Origin of the sequence: Nonomuraea aridisoli (assembly GCF_003236395.1) — a bacterium.
In the GTDB taxonomy this organism is placed as follows: domain Bacteria; phylum Actinomycetota; class Actinomycetes; order Streptosporangiales; family Streptosporangiaceae; genus Nonomuraea; species Nonomuraea aridisoli.
Genome location: NZ_POUD01000011.1, coordinates 19,861 through 34,349 on the forward strand (window position 1 = coordinate 19,861; position 14,489 = coordinate 34,349).

11 protein-coding genes and 3 pseudogenes are annotated in these 14,489 nt (G+C 69.5%); 8 read left to right on the forward strand and 6 right to left on the reverse strand.

What is annotated here, in order from left to right; translation table 11 throughout:
• Nucleotides 1-58: 58 nt before the first annotated feature.
• Entirely contained in the window at nt 59-961 is a 903-nt protein-coding gene (locus C1J01_RS04715; RefSeq protein WP_111176342.1) for an SDR family NAD(P)-dependent oxidoreductase, read from the forward strand.
• A gap of 186 nt (nt 962-1,147) precedes the next feature.
• Complete coding sequence (locus tag C1J01_RS04720) at nt 1,148-1,501, forward strand: DoxX family protein (protein ID WP_111176344.1); 354 nt, start codon at nt 1,148-1,150, stop codon at nt 1,499-1,501.
• A gap of 79 nt (nt 1,502-1,580) precedes the next feature.
• Here C1J01_RS04720 and C1J01_RS04725 read toward each other — a convergent pair whose 3' ends face one another.
• Together C1J01_RS04725 and C1J01_RS04730 are read right to left on the reverse strand one after the other, a co-directional pair.
• Nucleotides 1,581-2,681 (reverse strand): aminotransferase class V-fold PLP-dependent enzyme, encoded by a 1,101-nt coding sequence (locus C1J01_RS04725; RefSeq protein ID WP_220039733.1) that lies wholly within the window; start codon nt 2,679-2,681, stop codon nt 1,581-1,583.
• Nucleotides 2,682-2,693: 12 nt separating this feature from the next.
• Nucleotides 2,694-3,101: a RidA family protein gene (locus tag C1J01_RS04730; protein WP_111176346.1), complete on the reverse strand. Its 408-nt coding sequence runs from the start codon at nt 3,099-3,101 to the stop codon at nt 2,694-2,696.
• A gap of 125 nt (nt 3,102-3,226) precedes the next feature.
• On the opposite strand from C1J01_RS04730, the gene C1J01_RS04735 reads away from it, so the two are divergent.
• Nucleotides 3,227-4,057, forward strand: a complete 831-nt coding sequence (locus tag C1J01_RS04735) for an IclR family transcriptional regulator (protein WP_111176348.1) — start codon at nt 3,227-3,229, stop codon at nt 4,055-4,057.
• A 132-nt stretch (nt 4,058-4,189) separates the two neighbouring features.
• Here C1J01_RS04735 and C1J01_RS04740 read toward each other — a convergent pair whose 3' ends face one another.
• On the reverse strand, nt 4,190-4,504 hold the full coding sequence (locus C1J01_RS04740; RefSeq protein ID WP_111176350.1) for an NAD-dependent epimerase/dehydratase family protein: 315 nt from the start codon (nt 4,502-4,504) through the stop codon (nt 4,190-4,192).
• A 146-nt stretch (nt 4,505-4,650) separates the two neighbouring features.
• Nucleotides 4,651-4,990, reverse strand: a pseudogene (locus tag C1J01_RS54050) (transposase family protein); the annotation flags it as partial.
• 164 nt (nt 4,991-5,154) lie between these two features.
• Here C1J01_RS54050 and C1J01_RS04750 point away from each other — a divergent pair.
• The 3 genes and pseudogenes from C1J01_RS04750 to C1J01_RS54055 form a co-directional block, all read left to right on the forward strand.
• A complete protein-coding gene (locus tag C1J01_RS04750; protein ID WP_181448573.1) occupies nt 5,155-6,975 on the forward strand; it encodes an outer membrane protein assembly factor BamB family protein in 1,821 nt (606 codons plus the stop codon).
• Between the two features lie 638 nt (nt 6,976-7,613).
• Nucleotides 7,614-8,501 (forward strand): annotated as a pseudogene (locus C1J01_RS51895) (IS982 family transposase); the annotation flags it as partial.
• Nucleotides 8,493-9,710 (forward strand): annotated as a pseudogene (locus C1J01_RS54055) (integrase core domain-containing protein); the annotation flags it as partial. The pseudogenes C1J01_RS51895 and C1J01_RS54055, both read left to right, overlap by 9 nt.
• A gap of 871 nt (nt 9,711-10,581) precedes the next feature.
• On the opposite strand, the gene C1J01_RS04760 reads toward C1J01_RS54055, so the two are convergent.
• A complete protein-coding gene (locus C1J01_RS04760) occupies nt 10,582-11,289 on the reverse strand; it encodes a TetR/AcrR family transcriptional regulator (protein WP_111176356.1) in 708 nt (235 codons plus the stop codon).
• Nucleotides 11,290-11,408: 119 nt separating this feature from the next.
• On the opposite strand from C1J01_RS04760, the gene C1J01_RS04765 reads away from it, so the two are divergent.
• Together C1J01_RS04765 and C1J01_RS04770 are read left to right on the forward strand one after the other, a co-directional pair.
• Nucleotides 11,409-12,620, forward strand: coding sequence for an alpha/beta hydrolase family protein (locus tag C1J01_RS04765; protein WP_111176358.1), 1,212 nt, complete (start codon nt 11,409-11,411; stop codon nt 12,618-12,620).
• A 317-nt stretch (nt 12,621-12,937) separates the two neighbouring features.
• Nucleotides 12,938-13,234 carry a hypothetical protein gene (locus tag C1J01_RS04770; RefSeq protein ID WP_111176360.1) on the forward strand — a complete coding sequence of 99 codons (297 nt, stop codon included), beginning with the start codon at nt 12,938-12,940 and terminating at the stop codon, nt 13,232-13,234.
• A 540-nt stretch (nt 13,235-13,774) separates the two neighbouring features.
• On the opposite strand, the gene C1J01_RS04775 is transcribed toward C1J01_RS04770, so the two are convergent.
• Nucleotides 13,775-14,395, reverse strand: coding sequence for a class I SAM-dependent methyltransferase (locus C1J01_RS04775; protein ID WP_235854255.1), 621 nt, complete (start codon nt 14,393-14,395; stop codon nt 13,775-13,777).
• Between the last annotated feature and the right edge of the window lie 94 nt (nt 14,396-14,489).

Below are 14,489 nucleotides of genomic sequence, written 5' to 3' on the forward strand. Positions count from 1 at the left end.
ACTCCCTCTGAATTCAGATACAGTCAAAAGTCAGAGAGACTCTGACTTTGGAGGAGCTATGGAAATTCTGCGTGGCACCACGGCGTTCGTCACGGGCGGTTCGCAGGGCATCGGCCTGGGCATCGCACGGGCTCTCGCCCGTCGGGGCGTCCGGCTCGCCCTCGCCGACATCGACCCGCGGGGGCTCGCCGACGCGACGGCGGAACTGGCCACGCTCACCCGCGTGGAGCCCTTCGAGCTGGACGTACGCGACCGCACCGCCTTCGCCGCGGTCGCCGACGCGGCCGAACGCCGCCTCGGCCCGGTCACGCTGCTGGTCAACAACGCGGGAGTCAACGTCGGCGCGTTCCAGACGATCGCGAAAGAGGTCACGTACGAGGTGTGGGACTACGTGGTCGGCGTGAACCTCGACGGCGTGAACAACGGCGTGACCACCTTCCTGCCCCGCATGCTCGGGCACGGCGGCCTCGCCCACATCGTCAACACCGCCTCCGCCGCCGGCCTCGTGGTCTTTCCCGAGCGCAGTTCCGGCTACACCTACCACGCCTCCAAGTTCGCGGTCGTCGGGCTGACCGAGGCGCTGCGCCGCGGCTTGCGGGACGAAGGCCACCAGGTCGGGGCGAGCGTGCTCATCCCGGGCCTGGTCGCCACCCGCGTGGCCGCCAACAGCCTCAAGACGGCGCCCGAGACCGCCATCCCCGCAGCCGACCGCGAGCGCCTGGCCGAACTGGCCGGCACGGGCGATGCCGCGCTGGCCAGGTACGGTCGCGACATCGACACGGTCGGCGAGATGGTCGTCGACGGCGTCCGCGAGGACCGCCTCTACATCCCGACCGACCGGCTGGCCGCCGACGCGCTCGCCCAGCGCACCCAAGCCCTGTTGGAGGCCATGCCGACCGGACGCAGCCCCTACGACGACGCGCTCGACACCGCGATGAAGGCCCGGCGCGGCGGCTCCTGACAGGAGCCGGGGCCACTGCGCGGGGCCGGTCCGGGAGCGCGTGCGCCGGCTCGGAGCCGCCGAGTGGGCTTCGTCACACGGCCGAACTGTCACATTCGTACGGCCCTGACCCGTCCAGCTTACCGAGGCGGCGGCCGGCCGCCGCCTCGACCCCTCGACCGCTTTCCGCTGAACGGAGCCGTACGCATGGTCATCGCCTACGTCGTCGTCACCGCCATCACGATCGTGCTCAACGCCTGGGCCGCCATCGCCGACTTTGCCAGGGCCAAGGTCGTCCTGGCCAACTCCGATGCGGTGGGCGTCTCCCACTCGTGGATTCCGCTGCTGGCCGCGCTGAAGGCGGCCGCGGCGGCCGGGCTGCTGCTCGGGCTCCTCGGCGTCCGGGTCATCGGCGTCGCCGCGGCGGTCGGGCTGGTGCTGTTCTTCACCGGCGCGGTCGCCCTCCACGTCCAGGCCCGCGTGTTCTTTCCCAACATCGCCTTTCCCGGGGTCTTCCTGGCGCTGGCCATCGCGTCTCTCGTCCTCGCCGCCGCGCAGTGAACGGGCACGGTCCCCGCGCCGTCCCGTGCGGCCGGCGGCACAGGACGGCCGCCGCCCGCTCCGGAGCGGTCCCGGCCGGTCAGCCGCTCCGGAGCGCGTTCACGGCCCGCCGGACGTCGCCGTCGTCGTTGAAATGGTGAAAGCCGACCCGGAGCCGGTCGCCGAGCAGGGTCGCGCGGACGGCGTCCCGGGCCAGCCGCGCGGCCACGGCGTCCGGGTCGGCGACGCGCACCACGGCGATGTGGCTCTCGCCGGCTTCGGTCAGCACCTCGGCGCCCAGGTCGGCCGCCTGCGCACAGAAATGCGCGGCGAGGTCCGTACAGTGCCGCTCGACCTGTTCGGCGTCGAGCCGAAGCAGCAGGTCGAGCGCCGGCAGGGCACCCACCCAGGCCAGCCAGGCGGGCGAGGTGTCACACCGAGCCGCCCCCTCGGCCGGCCGCAGACTCCCGCCGAAGTACCCGTACGGCGTTGGGGTCGACCGCCAGCTCGGCAGCAGCGGCGCCAGCTCCTCGGCCCGGCCGGGGGAGGTGACCAGCCAGGCTGCGCCCCGCGGGCACAACATCCACTTGTAACCGTGAACCGCCAGGTAATCGGGCCGCACCTCGCCCATGTGCAGCCTGAGCACGCCCAGCGACTGGGTCACGTCGACGAACAACCGGGCGCCCACCTCGTCCGTGGCCCGGCGGAGCGCCACCAGATCGGCGCGGTGGCCGTTCAGCGACAGCACCTCGCTCACCGCCAGCAGCACGGTCCGCTCGTCGAGCGCCGCCACCACGTCCTCGGTACGGGTGCGGCCGTCCCGCGCCGGCACCAGGACGACCTCGTGGTCACCCCCGTGCAACTGCCGCCAGGGGAAGAGGTTGCTGCGGAACTCCTGGGCCGGCACGACGATCCGGCCGGGCGGGAGCGATTTCGCCACCGTGGCCGCGGCCTCGGCGACCGACCCCATGACGGCGATCCGCTCCTCGCCGACACCGAGGAGCCTCGCGACGGCGCTCTTCGTGGCGGCGGGCGCCAGGTCCCAGTCGGACCAGCGGAACTCGCCGGCCAGCCAGGCGTCCAGGGCCGACCGCAGCGCCCGCACCACACCGGCCGCCGCCGGCGCGCAGGCCGCCGTGTCCAGCCACGCGCGCTCGCGCAGCGCAGGGAACTCGGCGCGGAACCCCTCCCGCGTCAGCATGCGTGTCCTCCCTCAGCCGCCCATGACCGCGACGCCGTCGATCTCCACCAGCAGGTCCGGCCTGGCCAGGCCCGCGACGACGGCCAGCGAATGCGCGGGCACGTCCCCCGCCGGATACCACCGGTCGAACAGCTCGTCCCGGGCCCGGTAGAACCCGGGCAGGCTGCCAGTGCCCGCGACGAACGTCGACAGCCTTACCACCGACTCCGGCCCCCGCCCCAGCGTGCCGAGCAGGTCCGCCACGGCCAGCAGCGCGCGCCGGGTCTGGGCGTACGCGTTACCAGCCGGTTCGCCGGCCCGCACACCCACCTGACCCGAGATGAAGATCAATTCCGCGCCGGCCGGCACGACGGCCAGCTGCGAATACCGCCCGATGGGCGCAGCGACCCCCGCCGGGCTGAACCGACGAACCGCGGCCATGTCTCCTCCCATCCACGCCTTTCCGGGAGCATGGCGGGCCACCTCAGCCCCTTCCACGCCACGACCGCCGGATTCCGGATAGTCGAAAACCCTCTTGCTCCGGAACCCGTCATGGAGGAGTCACGATGACCGAGCCCTTCACCGCCGACGACGACGGCGTGCTCCAAACCCTGGTACGCGGGCTCGACGTCCTGCGGACCGTTGCCGACATGGACGGCCAGGCCACCGCCAGGACCCTCAGCCAGCGGCTCGGTCTCAGCCTCAGCCGCTGCTACCACATACTCAGGACCCTCAAGGCCACCGGGCACATCACGCGACTGCCGGGCGGAAAGCTCGGCATCGGACCCGGGGGCGCCGCGCTCGGACGGCGGCTGCACGCCGGCTTGGAGCCGCCGCCAGAGCTGTCCGCCGTCCTCACCCGCCTCCACCTGCGAACTCGGGAGACCGCCTACGTCAGCGGCTGGGTCAACGGCGACATCACACTCCTGCGGTTCGTCTCCGCGGAGCGAGCGCCCGGCATCGGCGGGCTCGACGTCGGGTACACCGGGGACGTCCACGCCCGCGCCTCGTGCAGGGCCGTGCTCGCGCACCTGCCGCCCGAACAGGCCGACGCCGTGCTCCGCGGCGACCGCCTACGGCGGCTCACCCCGCGCACCCAGTGTGACCCCGACCTCCTGCACGCCGACCTGACCGCCATCCGGCGGCGAGGCCACGCCGTTGACCTGGAGGAGTTCCGGCCGGGCCTGTGCTGCGCGTCCGCGCCGTACTTCGACCGCGACGGCCGGCCGGCTGGGTCCTACACGGTCTCGGCGCCGGCCGCCCGTTTCGGCCGCTCCCAGCGCGACCTCGTCGCCGCCGTACAGGAGGCCGCCGCCGTGGCGACCAACCTCATCGCCGGACGCGGACCCGGCCGCCCGGCCGGTGTGACGCCGGAACGGCGGACCCGGGCCGGTTGATCGCCGCCCTCCTGGCCGTGCTACTGGCCGGCCAGGAGAGCAGAACCGGCGGTGCTCGTCGTGGCTCGGACGGGCTCTCCGAGCGCGCCCCGCCACCGGGCCGCCGGGGGCGGCGACACCTGCGGACGCCGGTCACGGGGTCGCCATCGCTCTCACTCCCTCGCGGTAGGTGGGGAAGGCCGGGTCCCAGGCGAGTTCGGTTGTGGCCTTGGCGTTCGCGACCCTGTAGGAGCCCGTGAAGACGGGGTGCAGGTACGGCATGGCCCTGAACACCCACGCGGGCACGGCCCTGGGAGTGGGAGCGCCGAGGGCCCGGGCGACCGCGCGGCAGTAGTCGCGCCAGCTGGCGGGCTCGTGGTCGACGATGTTGTACGCCTGGCCGGGGCGGCCGCGTTCGAGGGCGGCGAGGGTGGCGGCGGCCGCGTCCAGGACGTGGACGCGGGACATGAGACCGCCCTCGGGGATGGGCAGCCGCCCGCGCCGGATCCGCTCGGCCGTCGGATCGCCGGAGGCCCCGTAGAAGACGCTGAAGCGCAGGGCGCGGGCGATCGGGACGCCGACCGCGCCGCTAGACGAGTAAGTCCTAAATCGGGTCAGTGGTCGTAGGCGATCAGTGATCGGGTGATGGGCTGGCCGGTAGCGCGGTTGTGCCAGATGGCGGCGGCCAGGGCCAGGATGCGCTGGGCGATGCAGGCCCCGGACCCCTGTCACGGTGCGTGCGCCATGGAGTTCGAGGTCGAGTTGTTCTTTGAGGGTGTCGTTGACCGATTCGATGAGCTGGCGGATCGGCTTCAGCAAGTGCTCGCCGGGGTGAGGTGTGCGATTGCGGTAGGACGGACGCAGCAGCCGCGCACCTCGTTCGGCCAGGAATGCGTCCAGCTCGGCGGAGACGTATCCCTTGTCGGCGACGATGAGCAGGCTGATCCGGCGCGCTGGCCGCGCCTGCCGTACGCGCTCCTGCCATGGGCCGGCCTCGTCACGGTCGGCGAGCAGGTAGGCCCAAACGGGTGTCAGCGATCGTGTTTGTTGGCGCCAGAGGTGCAGGAGCTCCTGTAGCCGGCGTATGCACTCCTGTGGAGCTGTCTATGCTCTCGTCCGTGATCAAGTATCGGGTGGGTTGGACGTGGTTCGGCGGCGGGTTGACATTGAGCGGAGCGGCACTGACGGGATGGGCGTACGTCCTCTGGCACTCGGCGGCACGTGACGCGGACCCGCCGGGTCTCATGACGGTGCTGTTCATCGGAGCGGCGCTGCTGTTCATCGGACTGGTCGTGGCGCAGGTCCAGGTAGTGGTCACGACCGCGGAGCTCGCGCGAGCCGAAGGCCCGGCGGTGGACAAGGCCAAATGGATGGTGAACCAGGCGGCCGTGATCGTGCGTCGCCGGGCGTGGATATGCGCGGCGGCGATGGCAATCCTGGCGTTCGGCGGCGGGCAGCGGGCCTTCGCAGCGATCGGGTCGGGGTTCCCCGAGTTCCGGGACTTCGCCTTCGTCGTGGGCGCGACGATCACGCTGATCGGGCTGACGCTGCATGCGAGTGGCACTCCTGATCACGGTTCGGCCGCTGGGAAGGTCGTGATGGCGGGGGCGGGCATGGGCACGGCGGCGGCCGTGATGGCGTTGACGTATGTCGCTGCCACGATGCCCCTGTGGACCGAGGCCACCACGGCGAACGAGGCCGCGCGGCCCGCGGCGGTTCCGGAGACGGTGGGTAAGGTCGCCTGGCGATGGAAGCCACCGGAGGGCGTCCGCGAGCCCGATGTCGTCCCGGCCGGCGGCGGCGTCGTGGTGCAGGTCCCCGACGGCGTCGTGGCATTGGACACCACAACCGGCCGCGAACGATGGCACTATCGCCGGCCTGGAGCGCGGGCATACGACGTCAAGGCCTCTCCCGACGGTCGCACGGTGGCCATCGCGTTCTGGCCGGGCGAGAAGGCGGCAAATCAGGCCGACCACCTCGTGGTGCTGGACGCGGCGACCGGCGAACTGCGGGCCGTACATCCTGACGCATGGGGAGACATTGCCTATTACGCGCAAGACTTACTGTATGGCGTGACGAAGTGGCATGGCCTGTTCGCGCTCGGGCAGGACATCGCCGTTACCTGGTCAGAGGACGGATTCCGCGTCACCGGATGGGACCTGGACACCTCGAAGGCGCGGTGGCAGCACACGCTTCCCGAGAGCTGCGTCGAGGCGCCGAGCGTGCTCGATTACCCTCGTAACGCCATGCCTGTCATGCTGCGCGACGTGGTAGCCGTGGCCGCATTCTGCGGGCAGGACCTCGACGACAAGCTCCGTCGAGGCCAGCTCGGCCCCGTCGAGCTGCAGGTCACCGTGCTCGGCCTGGACCCGCAGACCGGATCTGAGGTGTGGCGGCACCAGCGGACGGCAAAGATCGACCTGCGGTTCGTCCACCTACTGCCCTCGGTGGACGCGCAGGCGGTGGCCGTGACCTGGCGCGGCGAGAACCAGCCGAAGGACTATGGGATGGTGCTCGCTCAGGCCGACGGGCGGGTGCTCACGGACGACCGCGCCGGGCTCGACGGGTGGGACTTGCGCACCGCGCCATTCACCGGCGAGGGGTCCCTGACCCTTCCCGACAGCGAGAAGTCCTCGGACTACCGCTGGGAGCCGTTCGAGGCAGGTGAGGTGAGGACGGCCTCGGTATCGGTCGTCGGCCTGGCCCGGGAAGTGCCCCACCCCACGGCGGACCTCCCACTGGCACGAGCTGTGGTCACGACGAGACCGGATCCGTCCGGCGCGGGCGTCGTGGTCCTCCTCACGCCGTGGGACACCGGAGACACGCGACGCATCCCGGTAAACTTCGCCTCGCCAGGTGATCCTGTGTCGCTGCTGCTCGCGCCCGGTGCGGTCGTGGTCGTTTCAGGCGGTGACACGATGGTTGTTGGCCTGACCTGATCGGGCCACTCCGGCCCCGACGGTTTGCTTCCAAGTTCGGCGGAGTTGCGCCACGGGGGCGAGCAGCATGACATCACAGGCCGGGCGTGCAAATAAAAGCCTCTGGCGCCGCCGTTTGCGGGTGGGCTGTCCCCTCGCTGAGCCGGTCAGATGCGCACACCGCCGATGGATCAGCAGGTGTGGTCGTGTCTGCGCCGGGGCCTGCGCGCCCGTGTAGGCATGACCGGGAACCGCATGCCATTGACGGGAAGCATCCGTTCGGCGAGGTAGCCGTTCTCCCTACGTCAGCAGCCGCTTCAGGGCCGATCTGCTCGGTCGCTTCACCACGCAGGTATGGCCGGTCGGCGGACCGGCGCCACAGAGCCGGAACCGATCCTTCCAGGCCGAGGTCGTGGATTGCCACTGCCTCCACGGCGAGACACCGCACCCGACACGGTACGAAACCGGACAGCAGCCCGGCTACCGACGCCGTAATGTCGTCGAGCGCTGTTTCAACTGGCTCAAGCAGTTCCGCGGACTGGTCGCCCAGATAAGACCGCCACGTCCTTCACTGCAGTCGTCACCATTGATCGCACTAGACGAGTAAGTCCTAAGTCGTTTGGAGTGCAGGTACGACGAAGGGTGTCGAGGATCGATGTGTGACGAACGACCTCAACACCCTTCTGACCGCACTGTACGTGAGGATCGACGACTGGCTGGGCGAATCACCCCGGCTAGGACGACCACCTCGACTGACCGATGCCGAGCTGCTGACTTTGGCGGTGGCCCAGGTCCTGCTCGGCGTGCACTCCCAGGCTCGCTGGCTGCGCTACGTCCCCGCACATCTGCCCGGCGCCTTTCCGTACCTGCCCGGCCAGTCCGGCTACAACAAGCGCCTGCACAAGGCCTTGCCCCTGCTCAAACGAGCGATCCGGGCCCTGGCCTGTGACACCGACCTGTGGGATGACCCGATCTGGGTGGCCGACTCCACCCCGGTCGAGTGCGGTCGATCCCGCCCCACGGCCCGCCGTTCCGAGCTCGCGGGGTGGGCCGGCTACGGCTACTGCCGCTCCCACTCACGCTGGTTCTGGGGCCTGCGCCTGCATCTGATCTGCACCCCAGCAGGACTACCCGTCACGTGGGCCCTGGCCACCCCGAACATCGACGAACGCCAGGTGCTGATGGCCCTCATCGAACACGACCCGAATCTCGTGGCCGAGCGCCCCGGCCTGCTCATCATCGCCGACAAGGGATACATCTCCGCCGAACTGGACGCCTTCCTGGCCGAACGCGGGGTACGGCTGTTACGCCCGTCCTACCGCAACCGCACACCCCGCCCCGGCGAGCACCTGCTCAAGCCCATCCGCCAGCTCATCGAGTCCGTCAACGACACACTCAAAGGCCAACTCGACCTGGAGCTTCACGGCGCCCGAACCGCCATCGGCGTCGGAGCCCGCATCGCCCAGCGCATCCTGGCCCTGACCGCCGCCATCTGGCACAACCGCAACACCGGCCAGCCCATCACCCGATCACTGATCGCCTACGACCCGCACTCGTCTCCGTCGCAGATGCCGGCGGAGGTGGAGGTGCTGGTCTGTGAGTTGCGGCGTCAGCATCCGCGGTGGGGTCCGGTCCGGTTAGCGCATGAAGCCGGGCGACGCGGTATCGATCCGCCGCCGTCGCGGATGGGCGTGTATCGGGCGCTGAAGCGTCACGGCCTGATCGAGCCGGGTGCGGGACGGCGCAGGAAAGTCTTCCGGCGTTGGCAGCGTGAAGCACCGATGGAGTTATGGCAGCTGGACATCGTCGGCGGCGTGTTCTTGGCGGACGGGCGTGAGGTCAAGGTGGTCACCGGTGTCGACGACCACTCACGTTTCTGTGTGATCGCCAAGGCGGTGGTGCGGGCCACCGGCCGGGCGGTCTGTCTGGCCTTCACCGAGGCGCTGCGGGCGTTCGGGGCTCCGGGTGAGGTGCTGACGGATAACGGCAAGCAGTTCACCGCGCGGTTCGGCCATGGCGGTGAGGTGTTGTTCGACCGGATCTGCCGGGACAACGCCATCGTGCATCGGCTGACTCAGCCGCGTTCACCGACGACGACGGGCAAGGTGGAGCGTTTCCATCAGAGCATGCGCCGCGAGCTGCTGGACGGTGCCGGACCGTTCGAGGACCTGGCCGCGTTTCAGGCGGAGCTGGATGCGTGGGTGGAGCATTACAACACCGCCCGGCCGCATCAGAGCTTGGACATGGCGGTGCCCGCCGACCGGTTCACGCCGGTGAGCCCAGCTGAGCGGGAGCTGCTGCCGCTGCGCCTGCCGACCATCCTGACCGCCCAGCCGGACCCAGCGCCTGCCGTGGACGACGCGCCAGACGATGCGGCGGCCGATGCCAGTGCTGCGGCGCCGGAGCGCCGCAAGAGCAGCAACGAAGGCATGCCGGTGGCCGAACAGCCGACGCGACCGGCGGCGTGGTCGGGCGGGCCGATCGAGTTCGAGCGTGTGGTGCCGGCCAGCGGCAACCTGGGCGTGGCGGGTAAGCAGTTCTGGCTCGGCCCGGCCCGCGCCGGTCAGGTGATCACCTTCTGGGCGGATGTGAACGTGATCCATCTGCTGGTCGGCGGGGTGCGGCTGAAGAGCCTGCGTTCGCACCTGTCGACCAACGATCTGGCCCGCCTGTTCGCCGGTGGTGGCCGTGCGGCGGGGCCGTCGCCGCTGCCGCAGGCCGAGAGTGACGCGGTGGTGGAGGTGGAGCGGACGGTGAACAAGTACGGCATGGTCAGCCTGGCCGGCCGCTATCTGCTGGCGGCCGAGATCCTGGGCGGGCGCCGGGTCACCATCCGGATCGAGGAGAAGACCTTGATGTTCCTCGACCCCGACACCCGGCAGCTGCTGCGCACCCGCCCGAACCCGCTGATCTGGGCCAAGTGCCTGCAACTGCGCGGCGCCCGCCCGGCAGGCCCGCCGCCGGTCCCGGCACGGTCACCGATCACGGTGCAGCGCCGCGCGAACTCCTTCGGCGTCATCATGGTGGCCCGGCAGACCGTCTCCCTGGGACGGCTGTATGTCGGCCGGGTCGTCACCGTGCATGTCAGCGACACCACGCTGACCATCGATCTCAACGAGGGTCCGCGCACGGTGCATCGCACCACCGATCTACCGGTCCGCAACGTCAAAGCTCATCGGCCCCGCAAGGTCGACCATGTTTCCTAGATCACCTGTCGTGGATGTCATGGGACAGAAACGTCAGGCGTCTCATGGGACTAGACACATGCCGGACGTGGATCCAGCCGAGGCGCCGGGGGGATGCTTGGACGGCGAACGCAGGTCAGCTGATCGGCGTTCTCGGCAACCGCCTCGGGTGCACACGGCCGGGATTTCTCGATAAGCCACGAGCCGCTGGTCAGAGTGATTCGTCTCGGGTAGTCCATCGAGCCGCGTCAGATCGTCGCCACGCGACGAGGAGTGCCCAGACGACGTAGAGTGCCTTCGCCGCACCGGCGATCGAGCCCAACTTGCGGTGCCTAGGTCGCCTGGTTCGTGGATGTCAGCCGTACTCGGTCGATCCAGGACAGGAGGTATCCGTGCGCAGCGCGACGGTGTCTCTCCGTCACTCGCTTGGCGACTGGACGGTTCAAGTTTCGTGCGGCGGCGGGCCTTCGGTCTGCGGACCGCCGGGAAGGAGATGCTCAAGACCAACGACGCCGAAATATCCGGGGAAGAGGAACTGGATGAACCAGGAGGCCATCAGCCGCGGCGGATAGGGGACGCCGCGCTCCAGCCACCAGGCGACCACGCCGAGGAGCAATTCGACGGCGAAGACGGGGACCAGTTCTGGAGGCATCGGGGCCTCCCGAGGCGTGGAACTTTCGGACGTTGGCGGCCACTCGCGAGGTGACCAGGCGCCGTCGGTCGCGGCGTCGATCCGAGCGCGGACGAGGGGAACCAGCAGCCCGCGCACCCGCATCATGAAGCGCCGGTTGCGAGAGTAGCCAAGAAGCGGACGATACAGCCGGTGATGCCGTGCGAAGTGCTCGAAGAGGCGTTCCCCGCTCTCGATCCTGGAGTCGAGGTCGACCGGTGCCGACCCGCCGAGGATCGGGGCCATCCGGCCGGTTTCCGCGGCCACCTGCACGAGGACGTCTACGGCGAGGTCCTCTTTGTCTTCGTAGTGGCGATAGAAGGTCGCGCGGTTCACCTCGGCCAGGGCTGCTATGTCACCGATCGTGATCGCTTCATAACCATCGCGATCCGCAAGTTCCAGGATCGCGGCACGGAGTCGTTGGCGCGTTCGCTGGACTCTGATGTCACCATGCGGCCGCGACGGCAAATTATGCGACATTAGATCCTATCTGTTGCATATGCAGCATTTGCCGCACCTTTGTTGATTGATCGCCAGCCTACGATCAACCTACGCTGCTCGGGACACACCACCCAGGTCCACTAGAGAGTCGAGAACCGATGGCTGACGACGTTGCCCCGTTCAACCGGCTGAATTTCAGTCCTGACGCCGCACTGGACTTTCAGTACATGCGAACGCTCGCCAGTGCACCGTACGGTGGAGCCTCCCCGGGAGAGGTCCTGCATGTCGCGCGCCAGGCGCCGCCGAGTGGCGGCGATCGCGACAGTTACATCAACGCTTGGGCCGAACTGGGACAGCGGGTCGCCGCGCAGGCAAGAGAGGCGCTGGCCGCGGGACGACATGCCACCGCACGCCAAGCATTTCTGCGAGCCTACAACTACCTGCGCGCGGCCGAGTTCTATTTCCCGGCGACTCAGGCGGCCCAGCGCCGAAGGTTCTACGAGGAGAGCCTCGCGCAGTTCGACGCTGCCGCGCAGCTCATGACGCATCCGGCCGAGAAGATTTCGATCCCTTACGAAAACGGCGTGGCACTACCTGGCTACCTGTTCGCCGTCGCCGACGATGGCAAGCCACGGCCGACAGTGATCGCCTGCGGTGGCATGGACGGCGCTGGGGAGGAGATGTACCTGCTTGGCGGGGTTCCCGACGCGATCAGGCGAGGTTTGAACGTCATCGTCTTTCACGGTCCCGGTCACCGCGGCCTGCAACTGTCACATCCGGAGTTGGCTTTCCGGCCGGATGCGGAGGTGCCACTGAGCGCAGTCGTGGACTACGCCCTCAACCGCACGGCTGTGAACGGCGATCGGCTTGCCTTGTATGGGCTCAGCTTCGGCGGCTACCTCGCTCCCCGCGCGGCGGCCCACGACCGGCGTATCAAGGCGCTGGTGGCCAATTCCCCGCAGCGTGATCTACTGGGCTTGGTCCTGGGGGCGACCACCGGTGGCTCGTACGACGATCCATCGGAACGGGTCAGGCGCGCCAGCTGGAGTACACAAGCCATGATCGAGAACTACCTGCTGTGGAACCACGGCGTGACCTCACTGGATGCGTTCCTGACGCACGCCGCGAACTTCAGCCTGGAAGGAATGGAGGAGCAGATCGCCTGCCCGACGCTCAGCCTGGTTGCCGAGGGCGAAACCCAGACGGCGCTGGCACAGGCCCACCGATTCCACCAGGCGCTGCGGGCCCCCAAGCACTTCGTGTCCCTCACGACTGCGGACGGCGCCGATCACCACTGCGGCGTCAGCAACGTCGCTCACACGTCCGCGCTGGTCTACGACTGGATCGCCCAGCAACTGCGCCAGGCATAACAGGATCAGTCAGTCGGCCCCGGCGATGAGCAGACGAGCTGCGTCGCACGCTGTCGCACGGTTCACCGATGGCCTCGCTCGATCGGTGGTGGCGGTGTTCGACGGTGCGGACGTCCACGCTACCGGTCCGCACCGCTCGGGGGAGTGGCTGGACCGGCCTGGTCGGCGAACACCGCCACCGGGCCATCGGGTTGGCATGATCCCCCCTTGAGCCGGAGGTCTGTACCCTCACGCGGGGCGGGGCCGGTTCCCAGGGAGCGGCGGCTTATGGTGGGGAGAGCGCCATCAAGCCGAATCGTGTTTCGGAGGAGGCCGCGATGAGGGAGCAGTTCGTCTGGGTGACGACGCGCCGGATCAGGCCGGGCACGCTGGAGGAGTTCGAACGGGCGTGGCGCCCGGATCCGTACCCGCGGGGCCTGCGCCAGGCGTACGCGTACTGGTCCGAAGACGGGCAGGAGATCACCGGGGTGTCGTTCTGGGACTCCAAGGAAGACTGTGACGCCTGGCGTACGTCCGAGGGCGAGGCGCACCGGCGTGAGGTCATGGCACCGTACGTCGTCGAGGAGCGGGAGGGCTTCTACCGCGGCCGCGAGCTCGCCGTCCCCGTTCGTTAGCGGTGCCGGCGGTGCCGCTCTGGACAGGGTGACCAGCACCGTCACCACCGGACCCGCGGCGAGTGCGCCCGCACCGGCCTCGACCGCGCCCGTTCAGGGTGAGAGCGAGCCTTCCCCCAGCCAGGGGGAGAGCTCACCGCTGGCGCCGGCCGAACCGGGTGGCGTCCTGGTCGACTTCCGCCGAGCTGACGCGCGCCGGCAGAAGGACGGCTTCACCTTGGACCTGGGCGACGCCAGGGAGTTCTACATCACCGACATGCAGGGCGACGACAAGGTCCGCGGCGGCGCCGGCGCATGCAGGTCATCGAGACGCAGAGAGCCGCCGTCGTGCACGCGCTTCTGCAGAGGAGGCCCGCGAGGAAGCGAGCCACGACCTGGAAAGCTCCCAGGACGCACGGGTCTCCCGGCTCGAGCGGACAACAGGCATGAGCTCCTCCACGCGCGTCGTGCTGGGCCGTCACCCCGGCCCTTGTGCGGACTCCAGGAACCGACGCCTTCCTGACGGCTACTTTCGCCGCCCGCCGCCGTCCCGGAACGCGGTCACGGTGCGGCCTGCGCCGCCCGAGGGCGGCGGGCCACGTAGACCATCGCGGGCGGCAGATTGCGCCAGACCGTCATAGTCGTCACGACCTCCTCGAACTCCGTCCGCAGGCCGTCGACCAGTCGCCGCGCAGGGGTCGCCCAGCGCGTCCAGTTGTAGGCGAACTGCGTGTAGACCCCGTCCGGTGCGAGAGCCCGCGCCACCGACTCGATCAGCGGGGGCGCACCGGTGTAGGCGATCCAGGGCAGACCGCTGACCACGACGTCCACCGGCCCGACGCCTCGCTCGGCGAGCACAGCGGGCAGGCGTACGGCGTGATCGCACACCACCTCGACCGACGGGTACGCTCGCGCGATCTCCGCCGCGAACCTGTCGTTGAGCTCGACCACGACGTGCCTGCCCCGCCCGCAGAGCCGCTCCTGGATGGCGGAGGTGAAGGCGCCCGTTCCCGCCCCCAGCTCGACCACCACCGGCTCACCACGCTCGGGGACACCCGCCACCATCCGCGCCGCCAGCCCCACCGAACTGGGCAGCACCGCCGCCGTACGCATGGGCGCCCTGACGAACTCCCACAGAAACCGTCCGCTGGCGCCACCCCGGTGCCTCTGATCGGTCGTCACGATCCTTCTCCTCGAACCCGCGTTGCCGCCCCCAAATCCTGGCGCACACGTGGTTTCGCGATATAGCGCGTAAATGACTCATAGGTGAACATGT

What these genes read in the sequence shown, in the direction of transcription:
- C1J01_RS04740 (WP_111176350.1), bottom strand. Translation starts at nt 4,504, where the DNA reads ATGTCCCGCGTCCACGTCCTGGACGCGGCCGCCGCCACCCTCGCCGCC.
- C1J01_RS04735 (WP_111176348.1), top strand. Translation starts at nt 3,227, where the DNA reads ATGACCGAGCCCTTCACCGCCGACGACGACGGCGTGCTCCAAACCCTG.
- C1J01_RS04715 (WP_111176342.1), top strand. Translation starts at nt 59, where the DNA reads ATGGAAATTCTGCGTGGCACCACGGCGTTCGTCACGGGCGGTTCGCAG.
- C1J01_RS04765 (WP_111176358.1), top strand. Translation starts at nt 11,409, where the DNA reads ATGGCTGACGACGTTGCCCCGTTCAACCGGCTGAATTTCAGTCCTGAC.
- C1J01_RS04760 (WP_111176356.1), bottom strand. Translation starts at nt 11,289, where the DNA reads ATGTCGCATAATTTGCCGTCGCGGCCGCATGGTGACATCAGAGTCCAG.
- C1J01_RS04725 (WP_220039733.1), bottom strand. Translation starts at nt 2,681, where the DNA reads ATGCTGACGCGGGAGGGGTTCCGCGCCGAGTTCCCTGCGCTGCGCGAG.
- C1J01_RS04730 (WP_111176346.1), bottom strand. Translation starts at nt 3,101, where the DNA reads ATGGCCGCGGTTCGTCGGTTCAGCCCGGCGGGGGTCGCTGCGCCCATC.
- C1J01_RS04770 (WP_111176360.1), top strand. Translation starts at nt 12,938, where the DNA reads ATGAGGGAGCAGTTCGTCTGGGTGACGACGCGCCGGATCAGGCCGGGC.
- C1J01_RS04720 (WP_111176344.1), top strand. Translation starts at nt 1,148, where the DNA reads ATGGTCATCGCCTACGTCGTCGTCACCGCCATCACGATCGTGCTCAAC.